Here is a 25,336-nt window from a genome sequence, read left to right on the forward strand (position 1 = left end):
CGATGCGGAGATGACCTCCGCGGACCGTCCTCGTCGCAGGTCACCCTCCGGGGAGGTTCATTCCGGCTGTGTCGATCGGCTACGCCCTGAAGGTGAGCCCGAAGTGCGCGCCCAGCCGATTGAGCGCCTCCGGGTCGCCGAAGACGGCTTGCCCGCTCAGATCTACATCCGGGGGATCCACGGAGCAAAAGCGCTCGAGGGAGTCTGCGGGGATCCCGGGAAGGTATGTGGCGAAGGTGATCGCGGCTTCGACGTCCTCATCTTCGTCACCGGGGGATACCGGCCATGCCTCGGTCTCGCCGTTGCAGTCGAACTGGAGCTCCCAGTTTTCGTCGTCCTCGACCAGCCGCACGTTGGTGATGGTCACCGAGCCGCGGCTGCAGGAGGCGATCGACTGCAACACGTCTTCGTACCACTCCAGCCGCGCGTCGTCGTCAGCCTCTTCGATGCCGCGAAACGTCTTGTAGTCGAAAGCGAATCGGATCCCCAGGTGGTCGAGCAGACTCAGCACGGCCTGCTGGGGGGCGTCGCGGTAGTAGCTCAGCGGCTTGTCGAGTTCGTCCGGCTGCACGGTCTGCCCGGCGGTGGACTGATCGACAAGACCGAGTTCGACGATCAGGTCCACCACTTCGCGGACGGTGTGTTCGGAATCCATCAACTCCTCCTCGGGGGAACATACTTTCGAGCGGCCGCGACGAGCAGAGAGTATCCAGATCACGTGGGCTTCCTCCCGCTCGGGTCTGTTCCCATTTCTGGGCTGTGATCCGTCCGCGTGCAGCAGAGTTTCCGTCTCAGGTCAGGTCCGGCCGTGATTCCACCGCCGCGTTCGCCATCACAGCGCTTCCGTGGGGCCTGGGACGCGGCGCTCCGCAGTGCGATCGTGATTTCCACCGGTGTCGCTCGCGCCGATTCGGGCCGGGTGACTCGCTGCTCGCGGTGGACATGTGCGCCGGGCGCGTCACGGACGGCGTCGGTGTTGCGCTTCGACCTCCGGCTGCAGACCGGCGGGCGAGCGCGTGAACGACGCGCGATAGCTGCTCGGTGACACGCCGACGTGGCGAATCATGTGCTGGCGCAACGATTCCGCCGAGCCGATGCCGCTGTGCCGCGCCACCTGGTCCATCGGCAGGGTGGTGGATTCCAGCAGTTCCCTGGCGCGCTGCAGGCGCTGGTGCAGGAGCCATTTCTGCGGGCTGAGGCCGGTCTCCTCGTGGAAACGGCGGGTCAGCGTGCGGACGCTGGTGCGGGCATGCCGGGCCAGGTCTTCCAGCGACAGTGACGTGTCCAGGCGTTGCATCGCCCAGGTGCGGGTGCCCGACAGGGTCACGCCGTTTTCCGCAGGTAGGGCGACGTCCACGAACTGGGCCTGCCCGCCGGGGCGCACCGGGGTGACGACGGCGGCGCGGGCGGCCGCATTCGCCACGGTCGCGCCGTAGTCGGCGCGGATCAGGTGCAGGCACAGGTCGATTCCGGCCGCCGCGCCCGCGGCGGTGGTGATCGGGCCGTCCTCGATGAACAGCGCGTCGGCGCGGACCGACACGTCCGGGAACATCGCCGCCAGCTCGTCGGCCAGGGCCCAATGGGTGGTGGCGATGCGTCCGGACAGCAGGCCCGCCTGGGCGAGCACGAAGGCGCCGCTACAAATCGAGGTGACGCGTCTGCCGTCGGCCACGGCGCTACGCAGGGCGGTCAGCGTGGCTTCGTCGGTGCTGCCGCGGCTTCCGGTGCTCGGCACGATGACGATGTCGGCTTCCTCGATCGCCTTCAGCCCCCGCGACACCACCACGTCGAATCCGCCCAACCCTGCGGGCAGCACGCCGGGCGCAGCGGTGCATACCAGGATCCGATAGCCGGGCGCGCCGTCCACCATCGCCGCGCCGAGCACGGTTTCGGGCATGGATAGGTCGAAAGCCTTCACCGGAGGCACCGCGACGACCGCGACAGTCTGCATGGCCTGATCCTTGGGATAGTTGGCAATCCGGTCACTAGCTTACCCCGGCAGGCGACGGCAGGCTGAATGGCACGCGATCGGCAATCGGCACGACGGCTTGCCATCGATCGCGAAACCTCTTGTTGCAGAAGGGAAGTCATATGGTTACGCATGTCATCGTCGGCCGGGGCGCTACCGCGTCGGCTACCGCGGCGCTCTTGGCCGAATCCGGCGACCGAGTGCGCATGGTGAGCCGCAGCGGCGCCGGACCCGAGCACCCGAATATCGAACGTATCGCCCTGGACGCGCTCGATACGGCCGCGCTGACCGCGATCGCCGAGCACGCCGAGACCGTGTTCAACATGGCCATGCCCGCGTATCACACGTGGCCGGACGCCATTCCGCCGCTGTTCGGGTCCATACTCGCGGCTGCCGAGCAGTCCGGCGCGAACTACGTGATGCTCGGCAACCTCTACGGCTACGGACCCGCCGACGGACCGCTCACCGAACAGTCCCCGCTGGCGGCCACCGGACCGAAAGGGCTGGTCCGCGCCCGGATGTGGCGCGAGGCCGAGGAGGCCCACCGCGCAGGCAGGGTACGTGTGACCGAGGTGCGGGCGAGTCAGTTCGTCGGCCCGGGCGCGATATCGGTGTTCACGATGTTTGCCCAGCCGAATATCCGGTCCGGCCGGTTGGTGCTGATGCCGCAGGCGCTCGACCTGCCGCACGCCTACACCGCGATCGGTGACGCGGCCGCTGCCGCGGTTGCGGTCGCGCGCGATGAACGCGCGTGGGGACGGGCCTGGCACGCGCCCGTCATCACCGCGACGGTGCGTGACCTGGCCGTGCGCTTCGCTGCGGCGGCCGGAGCGCCCGAACCCCAGTTGGCGGTCATGAGCGATCGCGAGCTGACGCTACTCGGGTATGCCGACCCATTCTGGATCGAGTTGTTCGAGACCTACCACATGTCGCACGCGACGTTCACGGTCGACGACGCCGCCATCCGGGACACCTTCGGCCTGAAGGCATCCGATCCGGACGAGGTGTTCGCGGAGGTGGTGCGCGGGTCCTGAGCGTGGCGGCGGGAATTCCGCCTGCCGAACGGGCGCGGCGGACTCGGCCCTGGCCTCTCTAAGTCGCTGATCGATTGCTGATCTCCTGTTGGCCGTCGCATGTCTCTGATGACGTCATCGACTGCCTGCGAATTCATTCGCCGGGAGGAACACGCCCGGTTAATGCTGGGTGTGCCGGTCGCGTCGTGATAGAAATTCGCCCCATGTACCGGCTCATGCGATGCCTGGTTTCCCTCCTCGCGGCGAGCGCCGCCCTCGTTCCGGCTGCGACCGCCGCCGCGGATCCCGCCGCGAGCATTCTCGAGGTGCGGGCGCTGGGCGGGCGGCAGTTCGAGGTCGTCGTCCAGTCCGCAGCGATGGGTCGCCCGATCACGCTGTGGCTGTCGCATCCGGGTGCCGGCGCGCCCGCCCTGTACCTGCTGAACGCCGTGGACGGCGGAGAGGAGGGCGGACCATGGACTCGGCGCACCGACGTCGCGGAGTTCTTCGCCGACAAGCCGGTCAATGTGATCGTGCCGATGGGCGGGCGCGCCAGCTACTACACCGATTGGCTGCGCGATGATCCGGCGCTCGGCCGCAACCAGTGGACCACCTTCCTGACCAGGGAACTGCCACCGCTGCTCGCAGGTAGGTTCGGGATGAACGGCCGCAACGCCGTCGCGGGAGTCTCCATGTCGGCGACGTCGGCGTTGAATCTGGCGATCGCCGCGCCGGGCCTGTATCGGGCGGTCGGCTCCTACAGCGGGTGCCCCCGCACCAGCGATCCGATGGGCCAGGCGATCGTCAACACGCAACTGGCCGTGTTCGGTGCGAACGCGGCGAATATGTGGGGCCCGCCGGGCGATCCGGACTGGGTCGAGCACGATCCGACGCTGCAGGCGGAACGGCTGCGCGGCGTGGCGCTCTACGTCTCGGCGGGCACCGGCGCACCGGGGGCCCACGAGACGCTCGGCGATTCCGGCATCGACGGCAATCCCCTTCGGCTGGCGGATCGGTTGCTGGTCGGCGGGACCATGGAGACGCTGATCGGCGGCTGCACCCGCCAGTTCGTGGACCGGTTGCACGCGCTCGGTATCCCGGTCACGGCCAACCTCCGCCCCGCGGGCACGCATGCCTGGACGTACTGGCAGGACGACGTGCACGAGTCCTGGCCGATGTTCGCCGCCGCGCTCGGCGTCTGATCGAGATCCGGCCTGATCACGGATTCCAGGGGTCGAGTCCCCCTTCGGGATCCAGGTGATCGAGATTGGCGACGCGCCTGGCCGATTGCATCAGAGCGTCGCGGTTGATGTCGGTCGGATTCGCGTAGTAGGTCTGGGCCGCGTCCTGGTGCATGGTCGCCGCCCGGTGGCCGATGGCCCAGCGGGTGTCGCGGCCCGCGCCGTTCCATTCGTCCGGGGTGATCGCCGCGCGCAGTGCCCGGTCCGAATGCCAGTTGCTCTCCACCCTTTGCACGAACGCGTGGTCGATCGCGGCGCCCGGGGCCGGCGCGTTGCTGTGCCGGACGAAGCTGTCCGCCGCGATGACCGCCTGGGCGGCGAAGGCATCGTGCGCCTCGTGGCCGACATGGTTGTCCACGGCCCACGCTGTCGCGATCGCCTTCTGCAATGGTGCGAAGCCGTACGGATTCTGCGACACCGTCGATTCCTGGGTTGACAGTGCGGCCAGCGAATGGTTGACCATCTCGTGGCGGGCACCCGAGGCGAGTAGCACGTGATGCACGCGCGATTCGGGAACCTTGTTGTCGCGCAGGGCTTTCAGGGCACGGGAGACACCGAGTTGGGTGTGCATGCCCCCGGCTTGCGTGGCTGCGGTAACCGCGACACGCCGCCAGTTCGTGCGGGACAGCTGATGCTCGACGTAGCCCTGCTCGCGGCTGGCCAAGATTCTCCCGGTGGACCGTTCGATACTCCTGCGTGTGTTGGCCAAGGGATTGAACGGATTGATGGTTCCCCCGGCGAGCCACGCCGTCACGGGCGAGGAGTTGATGGTATTGAGTGCGCCGAGTGAGCTCACGAACCCCATTCCGGATGAGGCATTCCCACCGCCACCGCCCATGCCGAGGGCCATGGCGCCGCTGCTCGACGACTTGGTCTGACTGCCCTGGATCGTCAGGGAGAATCGGTTGGCGATCCAGTCGTTGCCGCGGGACAGGCTGCTGCTGAGTCGTTTCAGCTGGAAGATGGCGACGATCTCGACGGTGCCCGCGATGATGATCACCGCCATGACCTGGCCGCGAGCTTGCGCGAACAGGTTGCCCATGAACAGCACGTAGACACCGAGGAATATGGTGTACGCCGTCATCCGCGCCGCCGCGACGAAGCTGTCCACGAGGTTGCGGACCAGAAACGTCTGTGTCGGGCCGTACACGAATCCGCCTGCGGCGAAGCCGAATATCGACATGATGCCGTGATAGATCGTGTCCAGCGCGGCCTTGATCACCTTGATTCCGAGGTACATCGCGAAGATCAAGAGGATGCCGCCGCAGACCAACAGCATGAGTCCGGTAGCGACCTGCCCCATGGAGGGATTCTCGGCCTTGGCTTGCGCGGCGGTGTCCCCGCATGCCTTCATGCCGGTGATCACCCGGCCGTCGTCACCGGCCGCGACCCCTGCCGACCATGCCGACCGGCAGGCGGGCCGCACGTCTACCGCATGCCCGAAATTCCACACTTGCAGCGGCTGACGGGCGAAATTGTCGGCCAGATCGCTCTGCATCGTCGTCACCAGCTGGGACGGATTCGGGTTGGCGTTCCCGTTCAACCCGGCCGCCACCGAGATACCCAGATCGCGGCCCTGAGCAAGCAACCCATCGGAGGACAGCACATCCGCCAGGGGCTCGGCCAGGAACACCGGTCCCAGCACTGCCACACCCACCATCGTCACCACCTGCATGGTGGCCTTCGCGTGGTAACCGCGCACGATGAACCACGCGACGAAGAACGCGCCGATGCTCGCCGCGGTGACCAGCACGATCGGGGTCGCGATCTGTTCTGTCACCGCATCGGCCACACCACGCAACGCCACACTGAACATATCCAGCCACCGGAAGCTCAACGCGTAGCCGATCAACCAGATCGCCGTCGTCACAATGGCGATATAGCCGATGAATTCCAAGCCCAATACGGCCCACAGGATGGTGGCGCGAGGCTTGAACATGCTCTCGTCGCCGGTCGCGAACCGATAGTCCGACAGCCGAATTCCTGACGAGTCGCGAATATTCATCCAGCTGAGGCCGTCGATCTCGGATACCCCGGCCGTGGTGCCTGCCGCGTCCTGGGCGACGGCCAGCGCACCGACGAAGCCGGGAAATACGAAGAGCGCGAAGATGGTCAGGGCAAGCCAGACCGCGCGCCGTCGCCAAGCGCCTGTCCCGAAGGACGGCCGCCGACGCGGAACGGGACCACGAGGCGCGTATCGGGCAGTGCAGAACTTGCCGGGAACTCGAACCGAAAACCGCCTGGATGTCATACGGCTGACAGTGCGAGATCGCACCACTGGGGAGCAGATGTGCACGGAAGAGTCCTTCGTCCCGTCTGGGGGAGCGCGGTCGGATTCTGAAACTGGCTGTACGCGAGCGGCGATGACAGCTCGGGCCCCCGTCTCATGCTTTGTATTACAGAGAGGCACGGAAACATCCGCTTGAACGACCAATGACATCCAGACGGCTCGGGAGTGTACGTACGTACTCGAGACGGCGCGTGACGGTAACGTCAATCACACTGTGGTGCAGCATGATTCAGTACTGGTCGGGCGCTCAGTTTGTCGACCCTGGGGCAGGACCGTGCAGTTTCCCGGCCGGACGAGCGTGTCTGGGGGCCGTTCGATCAGCGCTGTGCCTGGACACCGGCACTGTGGCGGCGTCAGGACCGCACAGGCCGAGGCGAGCTGGTTCTCCGCCGATCTGTCGTACCGAGGGCGGACAATGCCGCTATGGCATACGACGAGGAGTTGGCCGAGCGGATCCGGGAGCGGATCGTGCCGGGGCCCGAGCTCACCGAGCAGAAGATGTTCGGTGGGCTGGCATTCCTGATCAGCGGCAATATGGCGGTAGCGGCCAGCAGACAGGGCGGGCTCCTGGTCCGCGTCGACCCGGACGAGGGCGAGCGGCTGCTCGGCGAGTCCGTCGAGCCCATGGTCATGGGTGGGCGCGAGATGGTCGGCTGGCTGCATGTCAGTGCCGCGGCGGCCGACGACGACGAAGTCCTGCGGGAATGGGTCGAGCGCGGCGTCGCCTACGCCCGGACCCTCCCACCGAAAAAGAGAAAGTAGCTTGTCTCAGAGCCGGACCTGGCGGCGGAAGAGCACCCGGTCGAATTCGCGGCCGTACTCGTCCACCGCGACCACGTCCATCTCGCTGGCGAAGACGCCGGGGCGGACGTCGACGCGCAGGAACGAGTAGTTGCGGAAGCGGACTCGCGACCACGGCGCGGCCTCGTCCTGTTTGCCGCCGCCCGGCGTCCAGACGTAGCTGTTCGGCACTGTGGTGTCGGGTAGTTCGTTGCCGCGGAAGGACTCTCGCGAACCGGGCTGGAAGTCGTAGCGTGGGCGTCCACCGCCGCCCACGGTGTAGTAGACGGTTCCGTCGGTCTCCGGGTAGACGATCGAGTTGTCGCCGGCCACCTTCGTGGCGCTCCCGCCGCGGATCGGATCGGTGCGCTCGTAGACATGGTTGTGCCCCTGCAGGACCAGGTCCACGTGATAGCGGTCGAACAACCCCACCCAGGCGTCGCGCACGCCGCCGTCGCTGGCATGCGCCTCGGTGGTCGAATACGCGCAGTGGTGGAAGAAGCAGACGATGAAGTCGATGTCGGGGTCGGCGCGGTAGGCGGCCAGCGTGTGCTCCACCCAACTCGTCTGCGCCCCACCGGAATAGCCGGTGTTGGCGCGGATCTCGTAGGTCACGTCGTTCGCGTCCAGCGAGAGCACCGCGACGTTCCCGTAGGTGAACGAGTACGCCGAGGGGCAGCCCGCGGGGCCGTTGCCGGGGAAGTCGAGCCGCGCGAGGTGTCCGCCGTAGCCATGGTCGCCGTAGGTCGCTTCCATATCGTGGTTGCCCGTGGCGAACATCCACGGGGTCTGGGCGGCGCTGGGCTCGATGGCGCCGAAGTAGACATCCCACACGTACGGGTTGTACTTGTCGAACCCGCTGGACGGGTGCGCGCCGTGCGCTACGAACTGTCCCGGCTTGCCCTTGCCGGAGGGGTCGGCATAGGCGATATCGCCTGCGAGGATGTGGAAATCCGGCCGGGCCGCGGCGATCTGACGCAGCACATTGCTCGCGTGCGGTGCGGCCGGATCGTTGTCGGCCTTGTAGTACTTGTCGTCGTAGTCGCCGGGTGCGCCGCCGTCCGGCAGCGCGGGCGTCTCGTCGGTGCCCTGGTCGCCCATCATGGTGAAGCGGAACGGCAGGATCGCGGCCCGTCCAGAGGGCATCGCGGGCGCGGCGGCGCGGAGGTCGCCGACGAAACCGTCGGAGGTGCGCCAGCGGTAGAAGTGCGGCACCCGGCCGGGCAGGCCGTCCACCGGGGCATGGACGTAGAACTGCTCGGCCGCGAGCACTCCGCCATCGGCCGTGGGCAGTTGGGTCAGCAGATTGCGCACTTCGGCCTCGACCGTCGCGCCCAGTGCCGGAGTGGGTCCGTGGTCGAGGTACACGGTGGCGCCCGCCGGCCGCCGCGACAGCTGTGCCGCGAAACGCAATTGACTCGCCGCGTCCGGTCCGAATGCCACCCGTCGTCCGCCGACCGCGAGCTGAGCATCCTCGGCGTAGGCGCGGCTGCCGAATGGTGCGACGCCGACCGCCGCCACGGCCGCTGCCGCCGCGGCGCCACGCAGGATGTTGCGCCGCGACACCGGATGGCGGCGCAGATGGGCGCGGTGCCATTCGTACTGCTCGGTCATCGTCATGTCGGCGGCGAGACGGCCGGGAATTCCGGTGTCCGGGATGTCTCCTGCTGGATTCAGCGGTGTGGACGGCATACCGCCGATGTTGTCCGGGCATGGCGTACCCGGGCAACTCGACACCCGCACCGTGGGCGGGAACATCGCGCCAGCAGTTGGACTCGGTCGCGAGAGAGCGGCGCCGGTATGTGCCATTGGTGTGAAATGGGCGAATTGTCCGGTGGGTCAGAGATTCTCGATCGCGATCGACTCGACGGACCAGGAAGGCGGGGCTCGCCGCGGAAGTGCCGCCGGTTCGGTCGACGCGTCCGGCGCCTGGTTCCCCGCGACGGCGGCGGCATGAGTGCGATGCTGTGGGTCTGCGTCGATCGCCGCGGTCAGCGCCAGGGTTCCCCCGCGACGTCACCGTGGCTAGGCTGCGAGGATGACGCCCTTCCTCCGCGTCGCCGCCGCGCCGGTCGTGCTCGCCGGTGCGCTGGCGGGCGCGGCGAACGCCAACGCGACGCCCGGCACGGACATCACCGCCGTCACCCTCGGCCAGGCGCAGATCCCCGCCGGGCTGCTCCCGTTCGTCGCAGGCACCGACCTCGTCATCCGCGAAATCACCATCGGCCCAGGCGGTTCCACCGGCTGGCACTACCACGACGGCCCGGTCTTCGGTTTCGTCCGAGCGGGCACCCTCACCCATCCCGGCCCCGACTGCGTCGCCCCGGTCTACCGCACCGGCGATTTCATCTATGAGCCCGCGGGCGAATGGAACGTCCACATCGGCCGGAACCTCGGCACCGAACCACTGGTCCTCGACGTGGTCTACGCCCCACCTACCGGCAAACCGCTGTTCGTGGACGCCCCCGCGCCCCCCTGCGCTTCATGATCAACGAGGGGTCTGCACGCGAAGTGCCGCAGACATGTGCCATTGATCTCAGCGTTCGTCCGGGTACTGCGGGAGGAGAGTGCCCAACGGGCCCAGGTCGATGTTGAGATCCTCGGGTGTGAGGCCGAAGTGGTCGCGTAGTTCGTCCATGCGTTGCTCGAGCAGCATCAGGGTGGTGCCGATTCGCTCGATCTGGGCGTCGGTCAGGTCTCCGTCGTCCACGCGTCGCAGCGCCTGCCGCTCCATCAGTTGCCGGAGGAGTTCCACCAGGGTGAGGACGAGTGTGACGAGCCCGCGCTCGACGGATTCGGGGTCGGTGTCGATACGCGGTGGAATGCCGCCGAATTCAGTCATCTGGGGGCGGCTCCAGCGCGCGAGGTGCGGCGGAGTCCAGCGACGGTGCGGACAGGGCGCTGATGGATGAGATGAGGGCCCGCAGCGAGATCTGGACCATGTCGACGTCCGCGATGGAGAGCTTGATGTCGCCGGTGATGACCACCCCACCGGCCAGCACCCGGTCCAGCAGGTCGACCAGCGCGACGCGGCGCTCGCCGTCGACGTTCTCGGCGACGTGTCTCATGTCGGCTCCCTTTCCACGCCCGCGAACGAATACGGTGGCCACGGGCCGGTGAGCTCGAGCCGGATGCCGGAGAATTCTTTGCCCAGCTCGTCGATCATCGACGCGAAATCGTCGGCGCGATCGTCGTCCACCAGATAGGTGCCGTTGAGCACCATCCACTCCCGGCGGCCGGTCAGCGCCGGGTCCGTCGCCGGTTGACGGCGGCCCGCGGCGGCGTGCCGGACCAGGCGCGCGTGGATCTCGTCGGCGCGCAGCGCGGCGTCGCGTTCGACGGTTTCCTGTGCGGACAGCTGCGCGCGGCGACGGGCCAGATATGCTGTGCCCGAGCCCTTTCCACTGCCCTTGTCACTGCTTGCGGCCTCGGCCACAGCCGAGACGAGTGCGGCGCGGTCGCCATAGGCCTTCACACCCCATTCCGTCCGGCCGCTCACCAGGGTCAGCGCCGAATCGAAGTCCGCTCGCCGCTCGTCGAGCAGGCCGCGTACCCGGTCGTCGTCGAGAAAGACCGTGGCCAGGCGCAGCGGGACCACCGGGCCTCGGCGTACCACGGCCGAGACGACGGCGTCGTGCGCCCGGGCCGTCGCCTCCAGCCAGTCCATATCCTCCAGGTTCCGGCGCAACGGCTGCTCCCCGAAAACCTCGAGCGGCACCGAACCGACAACGGCCGCCAAACCATCCGCGAACACGGTGCGCACCGGCTCACCGGCTACCCCGGTGATCTCGCCCAACCCCTCCGCGACGCTTCCGGCAGTCGTCACCACGTACAGCCAGACGCCGACGCCGTCAGTCACTGTCCCTCGCTTCCCTCGGTTCGCGGCGGCGTTCGAGGGGTATGCGGCGATCATCCGAGGCTTCCAGCTCGGCGATCCGGTCGCGGAGTTTCCGGTTCTCGAGTTCGAGATCGTGATCCTGTCGCTCGAGCGCGCGTGCCTTGCTGTTGAGCCAGGGATCGGTTTCCCACCAGTCGATACCCACCGCCTTGGCCGTCTCCAACGACGCGATGACCAAGCGCAGTTTGATGGTGAGAAGTTCGATGTCGAGCAGGTTCACCTGGATATCGCCCGCAATCACCAAACCCTTGTCGAGCACCCGCTCGAGGATGTCACCGAGGTTGGTCGACTGACGCCCGCCCTCGTAGGGCATCGGCGCCGACGACCCGCCTCCAACCACCGTCATCGCTGATTCCTTCCGCCGATGTCGGTGCTGCCCCGGGCATAGCGCCTGGTTCTGCGGTAGGCCAGCAGATTCCCGTCCAGGTCGATCTCGACCTGGTAGAGCGCCAGCATGTCCGACGACGAGGGGATGCGGTGGTCCTCGAGCACCTCGACCTCCACCAGCCAGCCGTCTTCGGTGGGCTCCATGGAGGTGACGCCTTCCGGTTGCTTCGAGGTCAGTTCCACCAGGTTCTCGATCGCCGCCGCGACCGCCTGCGCCGCACTGAGGGGTTGCCGACCTGTCTCCGAGTCGACGTCCTCGGATTCTTCATGGGTGGGATTGCGGCTCACGCTCGTCACTCCCTTTCGTCGGGCGGTCCGTCGCTACGACTCGAGCATGCGATTCAGCACTGCCTGCTGCGCTTGTTTCCCCTCCTCTTCGGAGAGCTGACCGGATGCCATCGCCTGCTCGATCTCCTCGAGCTCACGGCGGATGGCGGCGGGATCCCGCAACTGCTGTTCGACTTGGTCCTGGATCAGTTCACCCAGCCAGATCACGCCCCGGACCGGAGCGATCGGCAACGTGAGGATCGACGAGAGCAAGCCCATGCGTCAGCCCTCCGGGGCGCGCTTCGTCACGAAGTCGTACGCCGCCATCGGGCCGAGCAGGCTCAGCTCCACGCGCCCTTCCCATTCCCCTTCGGCGAGTTGACTCAACGCCTCCTCCAATTCACTCTGCCGGGATAGTTCGAGAAGGATCGCGACGTGGCCCGCGTCTTCTTCATGAGTGGGTTCGCGTTGGTTGACCAGGGATGTGAGCGGTTCGAGCAGGGCGAGCATCCGGCGGGTGTCCTCCGCGCGTTTGGTCGTGACCGCCTGATTGACGATCTCGCCCAGGGCGATCCTGGCATTCCGGGTGGCATCCTCCGGCTTGTCGCGGATCTCGTCCCGCAGCTGCGCTGCCTCGGCGTTCTCGTCGAGCACCTCCCGCAGGACCGTGCCCTCGACATAGCGTCCTTTGATCACGAACTGTGCTCGGCCTTCGAGTTCCTCGAGCGCCGCGCGGAACTCGTCGCGGTGCGCCTCGAGCAATTCCTTTTCCACCGCCTTCGGATCGGACATGACCGCTCCGAACCGCAGCGGCAGCACCGGGGCGACGGCTGCCGCACCGTCGAGCAGGCGCGCGTGCGCGGTCAGGTCATCGGGTGTGCCGAACCGCCGATCTACCGCGACATCACTGACCAGCGCGGCGATCTCGCCGTGCCGCACCACCTGGACGGCGCTCGGTGGGTCGCCGACACCGGCGGCGTGCTCCTCGGGCTCCACGTCGGCGGGCACGATGCCGTAGACATATACGCCGGTGCGCTGAGCGCTCTCGGTTTCCCGTGCTTCGGTTGCGGGTTGCGTGGCCATCATTCCTCCTTGCGCTTCGGCCGGCTCACGGGCTGGCGCTTGTCCTCGACCTCATCGAGGAACCCCAAGACCTTCTCGCCCGCGGCCTCGAGCGCCCCCTTCGTCTTGTGCTTCGCCGCGCCGCTGGTGACGTCGCCGACCAGATCCGTAAGGCCTTTCGGTTCGGTGCCGATTTCGAGCCGGTTGACGGCCTCGGCGAAGCGGAGATACGTGTCGACGCTGGCCACGACGACCCTGGCGTCGATGGTCACAAGTTCGATGCCGACCAACGACACGCGCACGAACGCGTCGATGACCAGTCCTTTGTCGAGAATCGTATCGATGACGTCGGCCAAGCTGGACGAGTTCGGGCGCGCCATTGTGCCTGCGCCGCCGCCACCGCCGCCGCCTACGGGTTCGAGTGTCATGTCCGGTCTCCTTGCCTATCACTATGTCGGCGTGCGGCGGTGCTGCGGTGCCGGGTCGCGGGTCGACGGCGTGGCTCGGGTTCCTCGTCCCCGGCCTCGGCCTCCTCCTCGTCCCGCACGTCGTCTACGGGTTCTTCCTCGGTTTCGGTGTCTTCGCCTTCGGTGTTGTCCCGCTCCTCTCGGCGAGCGGTCTCGTCGTCCTTGACGACCTTGCTGTCGTGGATCTCGCCGTGCCAGCCCTCGACGTCGTCCGGGTGCAGAGCGCTCTGGGTCATGACGTGCCGCTCGAAATGTTTGAGTTCCAAGCGAGCGCGCCGGCCGACCGCATGCCACAGATCGGCGGTCTTCTCGAACAGGCCGCCGGGGTGGTACTCGAGCACCAGGATGATGCGGGTCAGATCCGGCGTGAGTTCGTGGAAGGTCACCGCGCCGTCGATATAGCCCTTGTGCCCCTTGGAGCGCCACACGATCCGCTCGTACGGCACCTGCTCCACGATCGTGGACTCCCAGGAGCGCTTGGACCAGAACACCTTGGCAGTCCACGCGAGCTTCTCGTCGGATACCTGCTCCACCTGCTCGACCTTCTTCATGAACTTCGGGAAGTCCGCGAACTGGGTCCACTGGTCGTAGGCGAGCTCTATCGGAACGCCGACATCGATCTGCTCGACGATGTTCGTCAGTTTCAGTTTCTTGCCGCCGGCGCCCTTTCCCTTCCCACCGGTCAGGGTCTCCTTGGCTTCCTGGAACTTGTCCTGGACGGAGTGCCTGATCTGCTCCAGCCCAGCACCCATGGCCGCCTTGATCGGCGATGCTCCGCCGGCCAGCTTCTCCGCCCCGGTTATCGCCGACAGCAGGCTCCCGCCTCCTTCGGCGTATTCGTTCAGGCGGCCGGCCGTGTTCGACAGCTTGCCGGAGACTCCTATGAGAGCGCGGTCGACCACGGTTCCGGCCAGGGTCTGCAGTGATTGTTGAAGCTGGCCTGCCGGGGTGGCTTCCTGAACCGTCTTCTGGGCCGTCGCACCCGCGCGGGTGGCGGCTCCGCCCGCCCGGCCTGCGGCGCGGCCGGCGGTCGTGCCTGCCTTTCCCGCGACGCGACCAGCAGTCTTGCCCGCCCTTTCCGTAGTGCGTGCGGCGGTTTTGCCTGCCTTTCCCGTAGTGCGGGCGGCGGTCTTGCCTGCCTTTCCCGTAGTGCGGGCGGCGGTCTTGCCTACCTTGTCCGCTGCGTCCGACAGAGGTCTCGACGCCATCGGACTCACCTCCTCGTGCGCCGGATGGGCGCTTCCTCGGCCTCGGCGCGAATCCGGCGCCGACGAGGCGAAGCCGCCGTCCGATCCGGTGAACCGGATTTCCGGAGGCGGGGCTCACCGGCGCGACGCCGGCTGGTGGATGCCGTCCGGCGCGCCCGGGTGGGCGTCCGGGACTCCTCGGACTCGTCCCGGCCCTCCTCGGACTCGTCCTCCTCCGCTTCTCCTTCTTCTTCCAGGTACTCGTCCTCTTCTTCTTCCGGGTACTCGTCTTCCATGTCCTCGTCGGCGTATCCCTGCTCGTCGCCCTCGGTCGTCTCGTACTCTTCTTCGCCGGTGTCCGAGGTCTCGTCCCGAAGTTCTTCGTCCGTCTCGGGTATCGCGGCCCGTTGTTGCAAGCGGGCGTTCAACGCATCGATGCGGTTGCTCGCAGCGGTGACCGCCGCGGCCCGCGCGGCGCCCATCAACTCCTCGCGGACCGTGTCGGTGATCCCGGCCAGCTCCGGCGACGATTTGAGCAGCGACGTCCCGCGCTCCAGCAGTTCTTGGGTGACCCCGCCGGAAGACCGCCTGGCCATCGCCGCGCCCGCCAGACTCAACGCCAGGCGCATCTTGCGCGTACGACCCAGCAGGTATCCGGCACCCACCCCTACAGCTATCTTCGCTCCGCCCTTCATCATCACTCCTTGCTTGCCTTCGGCTGCCGCTGCGTGGAGAGAGGGGAAGGCAGCCGAGGCCCCTCTTTGCCCCCATGTGGGCGGGTTAGACCACATCGCGCTGACCAAACCTGTCAGCGCATGCTTGGTTACCGGATGAGCGGCCGGTTCTGCCTGCGAAAAGTCCTCCAGATCGGATTGCGCAGTGTCTGCCAGCGACTTACGAGTGCTCGACGTGGCCGACCGGGCCGAAGAATATTTCTCGAGGAAGTTCGCCAACTGGGTCGAAACCGTGCCGCCGGCTCCGACCAAGGGATGACAGCAGGTCACACAGCAACCCACAAGGAGCACATCATGTCCGTCAACACGTTCTTCTGGTTCGAGAACGGCGCTGAGGAAGCGGCCGATTTCTACGTCTCGGTGATCCCGAACTCGCGGGTGGTCGACATCTCGCGCAACTCCGACGGGTCGGCGTTCATCGTCTCGCTGGACCTGGACGGCCAGGCGGTCACGATCATGAACGGCGGACCGGACCACCCACTCACGGATGCGGCGTCGCTGCAGGTGGTCGTGGACACCCAGGACGAGGTGGATCGCCTGTGGGGCGCCCTCACCGAGGGCGGCCAGCCGGGCCCGTGCGGTTGGCTCACCGACCGCTATGGCTTGTTCTGGCAGGTCGTGCCCTCGGTGCTGTTGGAGCTGATGAGCGGTGACGATCCCGCCAAGACCATCGCCGTCGGCACCGCGCTGCGCACGATGTCCAAGCTGGACGTCAAGACGCTGCAGGATGCCTACGACAGCGCCTGACACGAAAACCCGCCCGGACGACGATGGCCGGGCGGGTCTTCGCGTGGCGCGACGGCGTCGTCAGCGCCAGCGCTCGGGTGTGACCGGCGCCTCCCACGCACGGGCGTAGCGGCGCTTGTCGGGAGCGTCGTATTCCTTGCTGCGGTACACCACGTACGGCCGAACCAGATACCCGACCGGCGCGCTGAACATGTGCACCAATCGGGTGTACGGCCACAACCCGATCAGCGCGAGCACGACCAGTCCATGCGCCTGGAAGGTCCACGGCGTGTCCACCATGAGCTCGGGTTGTGGGCTGAGCGTGAACAGGCTGCGGAACCAGGGTGAGACGGTCTCGCGGTAGTTGTAGGTGCCCCACAGCAGGTTGCTGCCCCAGGTGTTGAGCAATCCGGTGATCAGCGCCGCGGCCAGCAGCACGTACATCAACTTGTCGTTGCCCGTGGTGGCCTTGCGGACGGCGGGGACGGTGATGCGCCGGTAGATCAGGATGCCGACGCCCACCAGCACGGCGAGACCCGCCACCGAGCCCGCCCCGACGGCGATGACGTGATAGGCGTGCTCGGAGATCCCCACCGCGGCGGTCCACGACTCCGGAATCAGCACGCCGAGCACATGTCCGCCGAACACCCCGACCATGCCGAAGTGGAACAGCGGGCTACCCAGGCGCAGCAGACGGCTCTCGTAGATCTGCGAGGAGCGAGTGGTCCAGCCGAACTGATCGTTGCGGTAGCGCCACAGGTGCCCGAGCACGAACGAGGTGAACGCGATGTACGGCAGGATCAGCCACAGCGAGGACGGCAGATGCGGGGTTGCGTTCATCGTCGGCCTTCCGATCCGTCGAACAGGGAGGGGTCCATCGCGAAGGGCTCCAGGCCGACCTCTTCCTCCGGGGGGCCCTGTGCGGCGAGCTCGGCGATGCGCCGCCGGTCCGCGGTGGTCGGCGGCGGCAGCGTCGCCCCGACCGCGGCGAGCACCCCGGCATAGGGGGAACCGGTGTCGGACAGCGAAAGTCGCAACAGCTCCAGCACCGGAACGTGCTCGCCGAGCAGTCGTTCGCCGCCGATCGGATCGACGGTGGCGGCGAACTCCAGCAGCACCGGCAGATGGTCGGGGAGTTCTTCGTCGCCGAGTTCGACACCGGCGTGCCGGTAGGCGTGCTTGAACCGCAGCAGCGCCATCCCGCGCTTGCGGGTGTCGCCATAGGCGTAGAAGGTCAGGTGCAGGCTGGCGCGGCGGCGCATGTCGAAGGTCTCGACGTAGGCGGCCGCGAGTTCCAGCGGTGAGGTCGTCCGCAGGTAGTCGAGGCATTCGCTCAGCTGGGCGCGCACCTCCTCCGGCAATTCCGCCGCCGCGGTGGCCAATTGACCGGCCATGGAAAGGGTCTGCTCGGTCGGGTAGTCCAGCAGCAGCGCGGCGATCCGCCACACCAGCTGCCGGTCGCGTTGTGCGAGCTCGACAGCCGGTTCCGGGCGGCGGCGCAGCTTCAGCAGGCTCATCGCTGCGCCCCGCTCGGTGCGGAGGCCGGGGCATCGGCGGGGGCGCCGTCGCCATTCGCGACCACGCCGATGCCCGAGCCATTGGTGGGCTCGCTGTTTGCCGAGCCATTGGTGGGCTCGCTGTTTGCCGAGTCATTGGCCGGAACGCCGTTGCTTCCATGCCCGTTGCGCGTGCCGTTCCCGGCCCCGTTGGTCGGCACCAGGCCCTCGGTGTTCTTGCCGTCCCAGTTCAGCAGGTTGATCCGCGCCGACTTCTCTTCCGGCGCAGCACCATTCGTGTCGGTCAGGTGGAACTTCTCCACCATCTGGTCGAACGCCGTCATGCCGGGGCCGCCGTCGGTGTCCAGGCTGCACCCGGTGGCCAGCGAATCCAGTTCGTGCGCACGGGCGCCCGCACCGGTCGGGATGACATACCGGTGCTCGTACTTGGCGATGGCCAGCAGCCGGTACATCGCCTCGATCTCCTCCGGCTCCAGCCGCACCGACGGCGCGATCGAGGGATCGGGCTCCTCGCCGAGGTTCACCGAGCGCATGAACGAGCGCATCGCCGCCAGGCGCTGCAGGGACGCGCGCACCGGACCCACGTCGCCCGCGGTGAACAGCTCGGCCAGGTACTCCACCGGGATGCGCAGCGCGTCGATGGCGCCGAACAGGTTCGACGCGTTCTCGCCGTCGTGCCCGGTCTCGGTGAGCACGTCCACCACCGGCGACAGCGGCGGCACGTACCAGACCATCGGCATGGTGCGGTACTCCGGATGCAGCGGCAGCGCGATCTGGTAGTCCACGATCAGCTGGTAGACCGGCGAATCCTGGGCCGCCTGAATCCATTCCGGCGAGATCCCGGCCCGCTCGGCCTCGGCGACCACCCGCGGGTCGTGCGGGTTGAGGAACACCCCGAGCTGGGACGGGTAGAGGTCTTCGTCCTCGGTGACCGACGCGGCCTCCAGGACGGCGTCGGCGTCGTAGAGCATGACGCCGATGTAGCGCAGCCGCCCGACGCAGGTCTCCGAGCACACCGTCGGCATGCCGACTTCCACGCGCGGGTAGCAGAAGGTGCACTTCTCCGCCTTGCCCGTCTTGTGGTTGAAGTAGATCTTCTTGTACGGACAGCCCGACACGCACTGCCGCCAGCCGCGGCACTTGTCCTGGTCGACCAGCACGATGCCGTCCTCGGCGCGCTTGTAGATCGCGCCGGAAGGGCAGGAGGCCGCGCACGACGGATTCAGGCAGTGCTCGCAGATCCGCGGCAGGTAGAACATGAAGGTCTCTTCGAACTCCAGCTTCACCTGGTCGGAGAGCTTGGCCAGCAGCGGGTCCTTGCCGACCTGTTCGGGGCCGGAGCCGAGGTCGTCATCCCAGTTGGCGCCCCACGTGACGTTAGTATCCTGGCCGGTGATCAGCGATTTCGGGCGCGCGACCGGCGTAGTGTCGGTGGGCGGCGAGGACAGCAGGTTGTCGTAGTCGTAGCTCCACGGTTCGTAGTAGTCCTGGACCGTGGGCAGATCCGGGTTGGCGAAGATGTTCAGCAGTCGCTTCAGCCGTGACCCCGACTTCAGGGTGAGCTTGCCGCGCTTGTTGAGCGTCCAGCCGCCCTTCCACTTCTCCTGGTCCTGGTATTGGCGCGGATAACCCTGTCCGGGACGGGTTTCCACGTTGTTGAACCAGACATACTCGGTGCCGCCGCGGTTGGTCCACGCCTGCTTGCAGGTGACCGAGCAGGTGTGGCAGCCGATGCACTTGTCCAGGTTCATCACCATGGCCAGCTGTGCCATGACTCGCATGTCAGTACTCCACTTCCTGCGACCGTTTGCGGATCGTTGTGACTTCGTCGCGCTGATTTCCGGTGGGGCCGTGGTAGTTCAGCGCGAAGGACTGCTGCGCGTAGCCGCCGATGAGATGCGAGGGTTTGATCATGATGCGGGTGAGCGCGTTGTGGATGCCGCCGCGCTTGCCGCGGCCCTTGGTGTCCTCGCCGATGCCCTCGATGCGCGGCACGTCCACCGCCCGGTCCTGGGCGTGGTACATGAACACCGTGCCCTCCGGCATCCGGTGGCTGACGATGGCGCGGGCGACCACGATGCCGTTGCGGTTGATCGCCTCGATCCAGTCATTGTCGGCCACACCGATTTTCGCGGCGTCGCGATCGGACATCCAGATCGTCTGCCCACCGCGGGAGAGCGTCAGCATGTGCAGGTTGTCCTGGTAGGCGGAGTGGATCGACCACTTCGAGTGCGGCGTCAGGTAGCGGACGGTGACGCCCTTTTCGCCGACCTCGCCCACCGAGGGTTCGCGGAACAGCGCCGTCATGTCCAGCGGCGGGCGGAAGATCGGCAGCTGCTCGCCGAGCTCGATCATCCAGTCGTGGTCGAGGTAGAAGTGCTGCCGCCCGGTCAGCGTGTGCCAGGGCTTGAGCCGCTCGGTGTTGATGGTGAACGGCGAGTACCTGCGTCCGCCGGTCTCGCTGCCCGACCACTCCGGTGAGGTGATCACCGGTACCGGGCGAGCCTGGGTGTCGGCGAAGGAGATCCGCTTGCCCTCGTGCTCAGCGGCCAGGTCGGCCAGCTTGGTGCCGGTGCGGCGTTCCAGCGCGTGGAAGCCCTCCACCGCGAGCCTGCCGTTGGTGGTGCCCGACAGCGCGAGGATCGCCTCGGCCGCGTGCGTGTCCTTGGCCAGCGAAGGGCGTCCCTGCGCGACGCCGGACACGACCGTGCCGTTCACCCCGGCGAGGTACTCGACCTCCTGGTCGGGGTAGGTGGTAACGCCCTTGGTGGTGACGCCGAGGGTGTCGATCAGCGGCCCCAGCGCGGCCATCTTCTCGGCGATCTTCGGGTAGTCGCGTTCGACGACGACCAGCTTCGGCATGGTCTTGCCCGGAATCGGTTCGCACTCACCGGCTTTCCAGTCCAGCACGCGGCCACCCGCCTGCGCGGTGGCGTCCGGCGAATCGTGCTGCAGCGGCACGGCCACGATGTCCTTGCGCTTGCCCAGGTGCTTCTCGGCCATCCAGGAGAAGCCCCGCGCGATCCGGTGGAAGGCGTCGAAATCGGTCTTGGTCTCCCACGGCGGTGAGATGGCCGGAGAGAACGCGTGCACGAACGGGTGCATGTCGGTGGAGGACAGGTCGTGCTTCTCGTACCAGGTGGCGGCGGGCAGCACGATATCGGAGAACAGCGTGGTGCTGGTCATCCGGAAGTCCAGCGACAGTAGCAGATCCAGCTTGCCGGTGGCGGCGGTCTCGCGCCAGGTCAGCTCTTGCGGCCGGACGCCGGTGGCGTCGGTGGTCTGCAGGTTGGAGTCGGCGCCGAGCAGGTGGCGCTGGAAGTATTCGTTGCCCTTGCCGGAAGAGCCGAGCAGATTCGCCCGCCACACGGTCAGGCAGCGCGGGAAGTTCTCCGGCGCGTCCGGGTCCTCGCAGGCGAACCGCAGGTCGCCGGACTTCAGCCCGTCCACCACGTGCTCGGGCGCGGTCTTGCCCGCGGCCTCGGCTTCGTCCGCCAAGTCGAGTGGATTGCGGTCGAAGGTCGGGTAGCTCGGCATCCAGCCCAGCCGGGTGGCCAGCGCGATATTGTCGGCAGCCGTGCGACCCGCGAACTTCCCGGCGCCGAGCGGCGAGGCGAACGACTCCGCGGTGAACGGGTCGTAGCGCCACTGGTCGTTGGTCAGATACCAGAACACCGTGCCCTGCATCTGCCGCGGCGGGCGCTGCCAGTCCAGCCCGAAGGCCAGCGTGGACCATCCGGTGACCGGACGGCACTTCTCCTGTCCGACGTAATGCGCCCAGCCGCCACCGTTCACGCCCTGGCAGCCGGTCAACAGTGTCAGGGTGAAGAACGCGCGGTAGATCTGGTCGGAGTGGAACCAGTGGTTGGTGCCCGCGCCCATCAGGATCATCGACCGGCCGCCGGAGCGGTCGGCGTTGTCGGCGAACTCTCGCGCGATGCGCTCGGCCTGCACGGCGGGCACGCCGGTAATGGTCTCCTGCCAAGCCGGGGTGTAGGGCTCGGCCGGGTCATCGTAGCCGCTCGGCCAGGTGCCGGGCAGGCCGTCGCGCCCGACGGCGTACTGGGCGAGCAGCAGATCGAAGACCGTGGTGACGCGCTTGCCCGCCACGGTCGTGGTCGGCACACCGCGGGTGAGCACGCCGGGAGTGTCGCTGTCGAAGCGGGGGACCTGTACGGCCGCAGCGTCGTCGGTGCGGCCGTACAGAGTCAGCAGGGGATCGACGTCCCCGAGATCGAGGTTCCACTTTCCGGCGCCCGCTTCACCGAATCGATGGCCGAGCGACCCATTGGGCACCACCGGCTGCGCCTCGCCATTCAGCAGCACCGTCTGGAACTGCACATTCTCCCCGGTGTGGCCGAGATCGGCCGCGGTGAGGAACTTTCCGGGCACATATGACCCATCGCGCTCGTCCAACGTGATGAGGAACGGCAGGTCGGTGAAGCGCTTGATGTAGTCGAGGAATCGCGGCGTCGACTTCTCGACGAAGAACTCCTTCAGCACCACATGGCCCATCGCCATGGCCAAGGCCGCGTCGGTGCCGGGGCGCGCGGGCACCCATTCGTCGGCGAACTTGGTGTTGTCGGCGTAGTCGGGGGAGACCACTACCACCTTCTGGCCGCGGTAGCGGGCCTCGGTCATGTAGTGCGCGTCCGGCGTTCGGGTCACCGGAACGTTCGAGCCCCACATGATGAGGTAGCCCGCGTCGAACCAGTCCGCGGACTCCGGCACGTCGGTCTGGTCGCCGAACACCTGCGGCGAGGCCACCGGCAGGTCCGCGTACCAGTCGTAGAACGACAGCATGGAGCCGCCGAGCAGTGAGATGAACCGGGCGCCGACGGCGTGACTGACCATCGACATCGCCGGAATCGGCGAGAACCCGGCGACCCGGTCCGGCCCGTACTGCTTGATCGTGTAAACGTGTGCTGCGGCGGCGATTTCGGCCGCCTCCCACCACTCGGCGCGGACGAATCCACCCTTGCCGCGCGCAGCCTTGTAGCTACGCGCCTTCTCCGGGTCTTCGACGATCTCGCCCCAGGCCAGCACCGGGTCCTTGAGCCGGGACTTGGCCTCCCGGTACAGCTCCATCAGCGTGCCGCGCACGTAGGGGTAGCGAACCCGGGCGGGCGAGTAGGTGTACCAAGAGAAGGACGCGCCGCGGGGACACCCGCGCGGCTCGTACTCCGGCTTGTCGGCGCCGACCGAAGGATAGTCGGTCTGCTGCGATTCCCAGGTGATCACACCGTCTTTGACGTAGATCTTCCACGAGCACGACCCGGTGCAGTTCACGCCGTGCGTGGAGCGCACCACCTTGTCGTGCGACCAGCGGTCCCGGTAGAACTCGTCGGCGCTGCGACCGCCGACCTTGTGCAGGGTCCGCTGGTCGGCGGACACCTCGCCCCGGTGGAAGTATTTCCCCAGCCGCAGGAGGGCGTCCCCGGCGTCGGCGGCCGGGGCGGAGGGTACGCGACCCTGGGTGCGCGAATTAACCACGACGTCCCCTTCGAGCTGTGAGAATCGGGCAGATGTTTCGACTGTAAGGAGACGTCGACGGCTCGCCAAACAACTCTCTCACAGCCCATTCCGGCGCGTGGTGAGTTGTGAGATCGGCGCAACGTGGTGGTCATCCCGGTGCGACGCGGTCGGGGTGTGCCTGGCGAGGCGACCAGGGCGGATGCGCGATGACCTGGGCAAAAGGGGCTCGGAGGGGATGGCTCGCTGCCGGGTCGGTGATGCTTTGGAAACGACCGGTTCTCTCGCGCTTTACATTTGTTAACACAACTGAACGCGCTTCGGCAGTGCTCTTTTTACCTGTTTTCGGCCGCTTCCGCAGAGCATTCCCGGACACGTTCAGTAGCCTGGATCACAATTCGCTGAAAGTTTGCGAATGATCGGAAATAGCATACGGAAGCCAGGACTCGATAGGGCCCATTCGATCCCGGGAAGGGCCGGTAGGGCGAGGGCGTCCGCGTTCGGCTGTGTCTCGGCAAGCGGTAGACCTGTCGGCGCCCCCACTCCCGGGCCGCTCCGTCCGGCCGCACGACGTTCACCGGCACATACCCCTATTCGCGGGCCAGCTCCACCACCGTGCCGGTGCGACTTTGAACTCGACGGGTTCAAGCTCCTGGTGGTGGAACGACGCGAAGTCGCTAGCGAAGCTGGCGAACTGGGGATGTCCAACCGATCTGTTGCATCTGCCCTCGGGGTGTCCTTAGCTGAGATCCGTCGGCTGTCCGTGTCCGCCGAGCGATCTAGGCTGTGGGAACCAGGTCATCGAATCGTGTTCGGAACTGGTCGGCGTCGTCGCCGCGGGTCTGGCGTGCGGCGCATGGCATTGATCAAGGGCATCCCCGAGCGGGAGCAGCGCCTCGGCGTCGTTGCCGCAGGAACGTCAAAAGCGATCAACCTGCCAACGCGACCTTCACTGCTTCCTTTGGGCTTCCGGCGACTTTCGACGCGATGAGAGGGTTGCCGTCAGCGTCCAGTAGCTGCCACCCACCGAGGGACACGACCGGCACGCCACCGCGCCGATTGGCCAGTGCCAGTTCCGACAGCGTGCCCCATGAACCGCCGATCACGATCACGGCGTCGGCCGACCAGATCAGGATGGCGTTACGGGCCTCACCCATGTTGGTGTACAGCACAGCGGAGAGCCCATCGCAGATCGCGTCGCGGTTGGCATCGGGTCGTACACCAATGACCAAGCCGTCCGCCTTGGCGGCACCATCGGCGACTGCCGCCATTACACCGGTTCCACCACCGCACAGGACCGTTGCTCCTGCCTCGGCCAGCAGCCGCCCCACCTCCCGAGCGTTTGCTTCATCGGTATCGGTGCAATGCCGAGGACCGCAGACTGCGACCTGTACGGGCGGCACGGTTACTCCTTGCTGTGGGTCTGCGCGGTGTAGGTGGTGAACAGATTAATTCGACCTTCGAGTTCGCGACCGGCTTGCGCCCGGAGTTGCCCGCCAGTCAAGTCTGAAGCAGCCCTGGCGACCCGCTCTACGATCGGCGTAGTACGCAGCTCAACCGGGAGGTCGAGTACGCGCCCGATACGGTCGGCGGCCGATTCCAAGTCGCCGAGACTCAGATGTGCTCTGGCAGCGTCCAGTTCGGCCGCAGCGACAAATTCGGGTGGTGACGCCGGAGTGAAGACCTCGAGCGCCGCTTCGGCCTGTTCAAGCGCACGCCGATCATGTGCATGCCCGCCTAGTGCCAGGTGTACCTCGGCGGCGTAGTAGCGAGCTTTACCGGGATCGAAGTACATCACGCCTGGTTCTGCGGCGACAGGTGAGACGCGCGACAGTGCATCCATGGCGACATCCAACGCGCTCATCGCTGCCCGCTCGTCCCCGCGTGCAGCTTCAGCGCGAGCAAGCTGGCTGGCGAGCCGAAGGCGCGTCGAATCGTCGGTCATATCGGTCAATCCGGATTGCGCGTACTGGGCTGCGCGGTTGTAGTCGTCGGCCCAATACGCGACGTTCGCCTGAATCCACCGTACGTATGCGCGCAGGTGCTGGTCTTCCGCGTAGTCTGCGGCGAACCATGCTGTCCGGGCATGGGTGTCTGCGTCGTAAGTGCGGCCGAGGTCGGCGCACGCATGGGCAATGAGCGCGCACACCTGACCAGCCACCAAGTACAGATCCGGCAAGAAACGAGGGCGTTGGCGCGCGTCGATCAGGTCGAACACCTCGCGTCGGAACGTGGACAGCGCGGGAATCAACGACAGTGGGGATCCGTCAGGTATTTGCCTGCCAAGTGCCGGACATCGGCATGAAGCTGGTCCAGAACGTTTTGA

The 25,336-nt window shown here is 67.0% G+C and carries 25 protein-coding genes; 5 read left to right on the forward strand and 20 right to left on the reverse strand.

Annotated elements, in window-relative coordinates; all coding sequences use genetic code 11:
• Positions 1-79: 79 nt before the first annotated feature.
• Both OHA40_RS22760 and OHA40_RS22765 read right to left on the reverse strand, forming a co-directional pair.
• A complete protein-coding gene (locus OHA40_RS22760) occupies positions 80-655 on the reverse strand; it encodes a hypothetical protein (protein WP_330228908.1) in 576 nt (191 codons plus the stop codon).
• Positions 656-958: 303 nt separating this feature from the next.
• On the reverse strand, positions 959-1,951 hold the full coding sequence (locus tag OHA40_RS22765) for a GlxA family transcriptional regulator (RefSeq protein ID WP_330228909.1): 993 nt from the start codon (positions 1,949-1,951) through the stop codon (positions 959-961).
• 140 nt (positions 1,952-2,091) lie between these two features.
• Between OHA40_RS22765 and OHA40_RS22770 the strand changes: the two genes are divergently transcribed.
• Both OHA40_RS22770 and OHA40_RS22775 read left to right on the forward strand, forming a co-directional pair.
• The gene (locus OHA40_RS22770; protein ID WP_330228910.1) at positions 2,092-3,003 is read left to right on the forward strand and encodes an NAD-dependent epimerase/dehydratase family protein; all 912 of its coding nucleotides are present in this window, start codon (positions 2,092-2,094) and stop codon (positions 3,001-3,003) included.
• Positions 3,004-3,206: 203 nt separating this feature from the next.
• Positions 3,207-4,184, forward strand: a complete 978-nt coding sequence (locus OHA40_RS22775) for an alpha/beta hydrolase (RefSeq protein ID WP_330228911.1) — start codon at positions 3,207-3,209, stop codon at positions 4,182-4,184.
• A gap of 16 nt (positions 4,185-4,200) precedes the next feature.
• Here the strand turns inward: OHA40_RS22775 and OHA40_RS22780 are convergent, their stop codons facing one another.
• Positions 4,201-6,474, reverse strand: coding sequence for a hypothetical protein (locus OHA40_RS22780; protein WP_330228912.1), 2,274 nt, complete (start codon positions 6,472-6,474; stop codon positions 4,201-4,203).
• Between the two features lie 462 nt (positions 6,475-6,936).
• Between OHA40_RS22780 and OHA40_RS22785 the strand changes: the two genes are divergently transcribed.
• On the forward strand, positions 6,937-7,275 hold the full coding sequence (locus tag OHA40_RS22785) for a TfoX/Sxy family protein (protein WP_330228913.1): 339 nt from the start codon (positions 6,937-6,939) through the stop codon (positions 7,273-7,275).
• A gap of 6 nt (positions 7,276-7,281) precedes the next feature.
• On the opposite strand, the gene OHA40_RS22790 is transcribed toward OHA40_RS22785, so the two are convergent.
• The gene (locus OHA40_RS22790) at positions 7,282-8,985 is read right to left on the reverse strand and encodes a metallophosphoesterase (protein WP_330228914.1); all 1,704 of its coding nucleotides are present in this window, start codon (positions 8,983-8,985) and stop codon (positions 7,282-7,284) included.
• Between the two features lie 346 nt (positions 8,986-9,331).
• On the opposite strand from OHA40_RS22790, the gene OHA40_RS22795 reads away from it, so the two are divergent.
• Complete coding sequence (locus OHA40_RS22795; protein ID WP_330228915.1) at positions 9,332-9,781, forward strand: cupin domain-containing protein; 450 nt, start codon at positions 9,332-9,334, stop codon at positions 9,779-9,781.
• A gap of 48 nt (positions 9,782-9,829) precedes the next feature.
• On the opposite strand, the gene OHA40_RS22800 is transcribed toward OHA40_RS22795, so the two are convergent.
• Genes OHA40_RS22800 through OHA40_RS22845 form a run of 10 tightly spaced genes read right to left on the reverse strand, consistent with a single transcriptional unit; the run spans position 9,830 to position 15,514 of the window.
• Entirely contained in the window at positions 9,830-10,135 is a 306-nt protein-coding gene (locus OHA40_RS22800; RefSeq protein WP_330228916.1) for a gas vesicle protein K, read from the reverse strand.
• On the reverse strand, positions 10,128-10,361 hold the full coding sequence (locus tag OHA40_RS22805; protein ID WP_330228917.1) for a gas vesicle protein: 234 nt from the start codon (positions 10,359-10,361) through the stop codon (positions 10,128-10,130). The genes OHA40_RS22800 and OHA40_RS22805 overlap by 8 nt, the downstream gene beginning before the upstream one ends.
• A complete protein-coding gene (locus OHA40_RS22810; protein ID WP_442943789.1) occupies positions 10,358-11,152 on the reverse strand; it encodes a GvpL/GvpF family gas vesicle protein in 795 nt (264 codons plus the stop codon). The genes OHA40_RS22805 and OHA40_RS22810 overlap by 4 nt, the downstream gene beginning before the upstream one ends.
• Positions 11,145-11,537, reverse strand: coding sequence for a gas vesicle protein (locus tag OHA40_RS22815; RefSeq protein WP_330228918.1), 393 nt, complete (start codon positions 11,535-11,537; stop codon positions 11,145-11,147). The genes OHA40_RS22810 and OHA40_RS22815 overlap by 8 nt, the downstream gene beginning before the upstream one ends.
• Positions 11,534-11,866: a gas vesicle protein GvpO gene (gene gvpO, locus OHA40_RS22820; RefSeq protein ID WP_442943790.1), complete on the reverse strand. Its 333-nt coding sequence runs from the start codon at positions 11,864-11,866 to the stop codon at positions 11,534-11,536. Before gvpO ends, OHA40_RS22815 begins: the two co-directional genes overlap by 4 nt.
• Before the next feature lie 33 nt (positions 11,867-11,899).
• Positions 11,900-12,124, reverse strand: a complete 225-nt coding sequence (locus OHA40_RS22825; protein WP_330228919.1) for a gas vesicle protein GvpG — start codon at positions 12,122-12,124, stop codon at positions 11,900-11,902.
• A 3-nt stretch (positions 12,125-12,127) separates the two neighbouring features.
• Positions 12,128-12,931 (reverse strand): GvpL/GvpF family gas vesicle protein, encoded by an 804-nt coding sequence (locus tag OHA40_RS22830; protein WP_442943791.1) that lies wholly within the window; start codon positions 12,929-12,931, stop codon positions 12,128-12,130.
• Positions 12,928-13,335 (reverse strand): gas vesicle protein GvpJ, encoded by a 408-nt coding sequence (gene gvpJ / locus OHA40_RS22835; RefSeq protein ID WP_330228921.1) that lies wholly within the window; start codon positions 13,333-13,335, stop codon positions 12,928-12,930. Before gvpJ ends, OHA40_RS22830 begins: the two co-directional genes overlap by 4 nt.
• Positions 13,332-14,582, reverse strand: a complete 1,251-nt coding sequence (locus tag OHA40_RS22840; RefSeq protein WP_330228922.1) for an SRPBCC family protein — start codon at positions 14,580-14,582, stop codon at positions 13,332-13,334. Before OHA40_RS22840 ends, gvpJ begins: the two co-directional genes overlap by 4 nt.
• A gap of 5 nt (positions 14,583-14,587) precedes the next feature.
• Positions 14,588-15,514, reverse strand: a complete 927-nt coding sequence (locus tag OHA40_RS22845; protein ID WP_330228923.1) for a hypothetical protein — start codon at positions 15,512-15,514, stop codon at positions 14,588-14,590.
• Positions 15,515-15,589: 75 nt separating this feature from the next.
• Here OHA40_RS22845 and OHA40_RS22850 point away from each other — a divergent pair, with 75 nt between their 5' ends.
• Positions 15,590-16,042 carry a VOC family protein gene (locus OHA40_RS22850; protein ID WP_330228924.1) on the forward strand — a complete coding sequence of 151 codons (453 nt, stop codon included), beginning with the start codon at positions 15,590-15,592 and terminating at the stop codon, positions 16,040-16,042.
• Between the two features lie 60 nt (positions 16,043-16,102).
• On the opposite strand, the gene narI is transcribed toward OHA40_RS22850, so the two are convergent.
• The 6 genes from narI to OHA40_RS22880 form a co-directional block, all read right to left on the reverse strand.
• A complete protein-coding gene (gene narI, locus OHA40_RS22855; RefSeq protein WP_330228925.1) occupies positions 16,103-16,861 on the reverse strand; it encodes a respiratory nitrate reductase subunit gamma in 759 nt (252 codons plus the stop codon).
• On the reverse strand, positions 16,858-17,538 hold the full coding sequence (narJ, locus tag OHA40_RS22860) for a nitrate reductase molybdenum cofactor assembly chaperone (RefSeq protein ID WP_330228926.1): 681 nt from the start codon (positions 17,536-17,538) through the stop codon (positions 16,858-16,860). The genes narI and narJ overlap by 4 nt, the downstream gene beginning before the upstream one ends.
• A complete protein-coding gene (gene narH, locus OHA40_RS22865) occupies positions 17,535-19,310 on the reverse strand; it encodes a nitrate reductase subunit beta (RefSeq protein ID WP_330234335.1) in 1,776 nt (591 codons plus the stop codon). Before narH ends, narJ begins: the two co-directional genes overlap by 4 nt.
• A gap of 10 nt (positions 19,311-19,320) precedes the next feature.
• A complete protein-coding gene (locus tag OHA40_RS22870) occupies positions 19,321-23,031 on the reverse strand; it encodes a nitrate reductase subunit alpha (RefSeq protein ID WP_330228927.1) in 3,711 nt (1,236 codons plus the stop codon).
• A 908-nt stretch (positions 23,032-23,939) separates the two neighbouring features.
• On the reverse strand, positions 23,940-24,413 hold the full coding sequence (locus OHA40_RS22875) for an LOG family protein (protein WP_330228928.1): 474 nt from the start codon (positions 24,411-24,413) through the stop codon (positions 23,940-23,942).
• Between the two features lie 2 nt (positions 24,414-24,415).
• Positions 24,416-25,261 (reverse strand): hypothetical protein, encoded by an 846-nt coding sequence (locus OHA40_RS22880; protein ID WP_330228929.1) that lies wholly within the window; start codon positions 25,259-25,261, stop codon positions 24,416-24,418.
• Positions 25,262-25,336 lie beyond the last annotated feature (75 nt).

This window comes from Nocardia sp. NBC_00508 (genome assembly GCF_036346875.1).
Taxonomy (GTDB): Bacteria; Actinomycetota; Actinomycetes; order Mycobacteriales; family Mycobacteriaceae; genus Nocardia.

Coding starts and splice junctions, on each gene's coding strand:
- OHA40_RS22800 (WP_330228916.1), bottom strand. CDS start 10,135: ATGACTGAATTCGGCGGCATTCCACCGCGTATCGACACCGACCCCGAA.
- narI (WP_330228925.1), bottom strand. CDS start 16,861: ATGAACGCAACCCCGCATCTGCCGTCCTCGCTGTGGCTGATCCTGCCG.
- OHA40_RS22830 (WP_442943791.1), bottom strand. CDS start 12,931: ATGATGGCCACGCAACCCGCAACCGAAGCACGGGAAACCGAGAGCGCT.
- OHA40_RS22760 (WP_330228908.1), bottom strand. CDS start 655: ATGGATTCCGAACACACCGTCCGCGAAGTGGTGGACCTGATCGTCGAA.
- OHA40_RS22805 (WP_330228917.1), bottom strand. CDS start 10,361: ATGAGACACGTCGCCGAGAACGTCGACGGCGAGCGCCGCGTCGCGCTG.
- OHA40_RS22850 (WP_330228924.1), top strand. CDS start 15,590: ATGTCCGTCAACACGTTCTTCTGGTTCGAGAACGGCGCTGAGGAAGCG.
- OHA40_RS22795 (WP_330228915.1), top strand. CDS start 9,332: ATGACGCCCTTCCTCCGCGTCGCCGCCGCGCCGGTCGTGCTCGCCGGT.
- OHA40_RS22785 (WP_330228913.1), top strand. CDS start 6,937: ATGGCATACGACGAGGAGTTGGCCGAGCGGATCCGGGAGCGGATCGTG.
- OHA40_RS22780 (WP_330228912.1), bottom strand. CDS start 6,474: ATGACATCCAGGCGGTTTTCGGTTCGAGTTCCCGGCAAGTTCTGCACT.
- narH (WP_330234335.1), bottom strand. CDS start 19,310: ATGGCACAGCTGGCCATGGTGATGAACCTGGACAAGTGCATCGGCTGC.
- OHA40_RS22765 (WP_330228909.1), bottom strand. CDS start 1,951: ATGCAGACTGTCGCGGTCGTCGCGGTGCCTCCGGTGAAGGCTTTCGAC.
- OHA40_RS22775 (WP_330228911.1), top strand. CDS start 3,207: ATGTACCGGCTCATGCGATGCCTGGTTTCCCTCCTCGCGGCGAGCGCC.
- OHA40_RS22825 (WP_330228919.1), bottom strand. CDS start 12,124: ATGGGCTTGCTCTCGTCGATCCTCACGTTGCCGATCGCTCCGGTCCGG.
- OHA40_RS22840 (WP_330228922.1), bottom strand. CDS start 14,582: ATGGCGTCGAGACCTCTGTCGGACGCAGCGGACAAGGTAGGCAAGACC.
- gvpJ (WP_330228921.1), bottom strand. CDS start 13,335: ATGACACTCGAACCCGTAGGCGGCGGCGGTGGCGGCGGCGCAGGCACA.
- narJ (WP_330228926.1), bottom strand. CDS start 17,538: ATGAGCCTGCTGAAGCTGCGCCGCCGCCCGGAACCGGCTGTCGAGCTC.
- OHA40_RS22815 (WP_330228918.1), bottom strand. CDS start 11,537: ATGACGGTGGTTGGAGGCGGGTCGTCGGCGCCGATGCCCTACGAGGGC.
- OHA40_RS22770 (WP_330228910.1), top strand. CDS start 2,092: ATGGTTACGCATGTCATCGTCGGCCGGGGCGCTACCGCGTCGGCTACC.
- OHA40_RS22790 (WP_330228914.1), bottom strand. CDS start 8,985: ATGCCGTCCACACCGCTGAATCCAGCAGGAGACATCCCGGACACCGGA.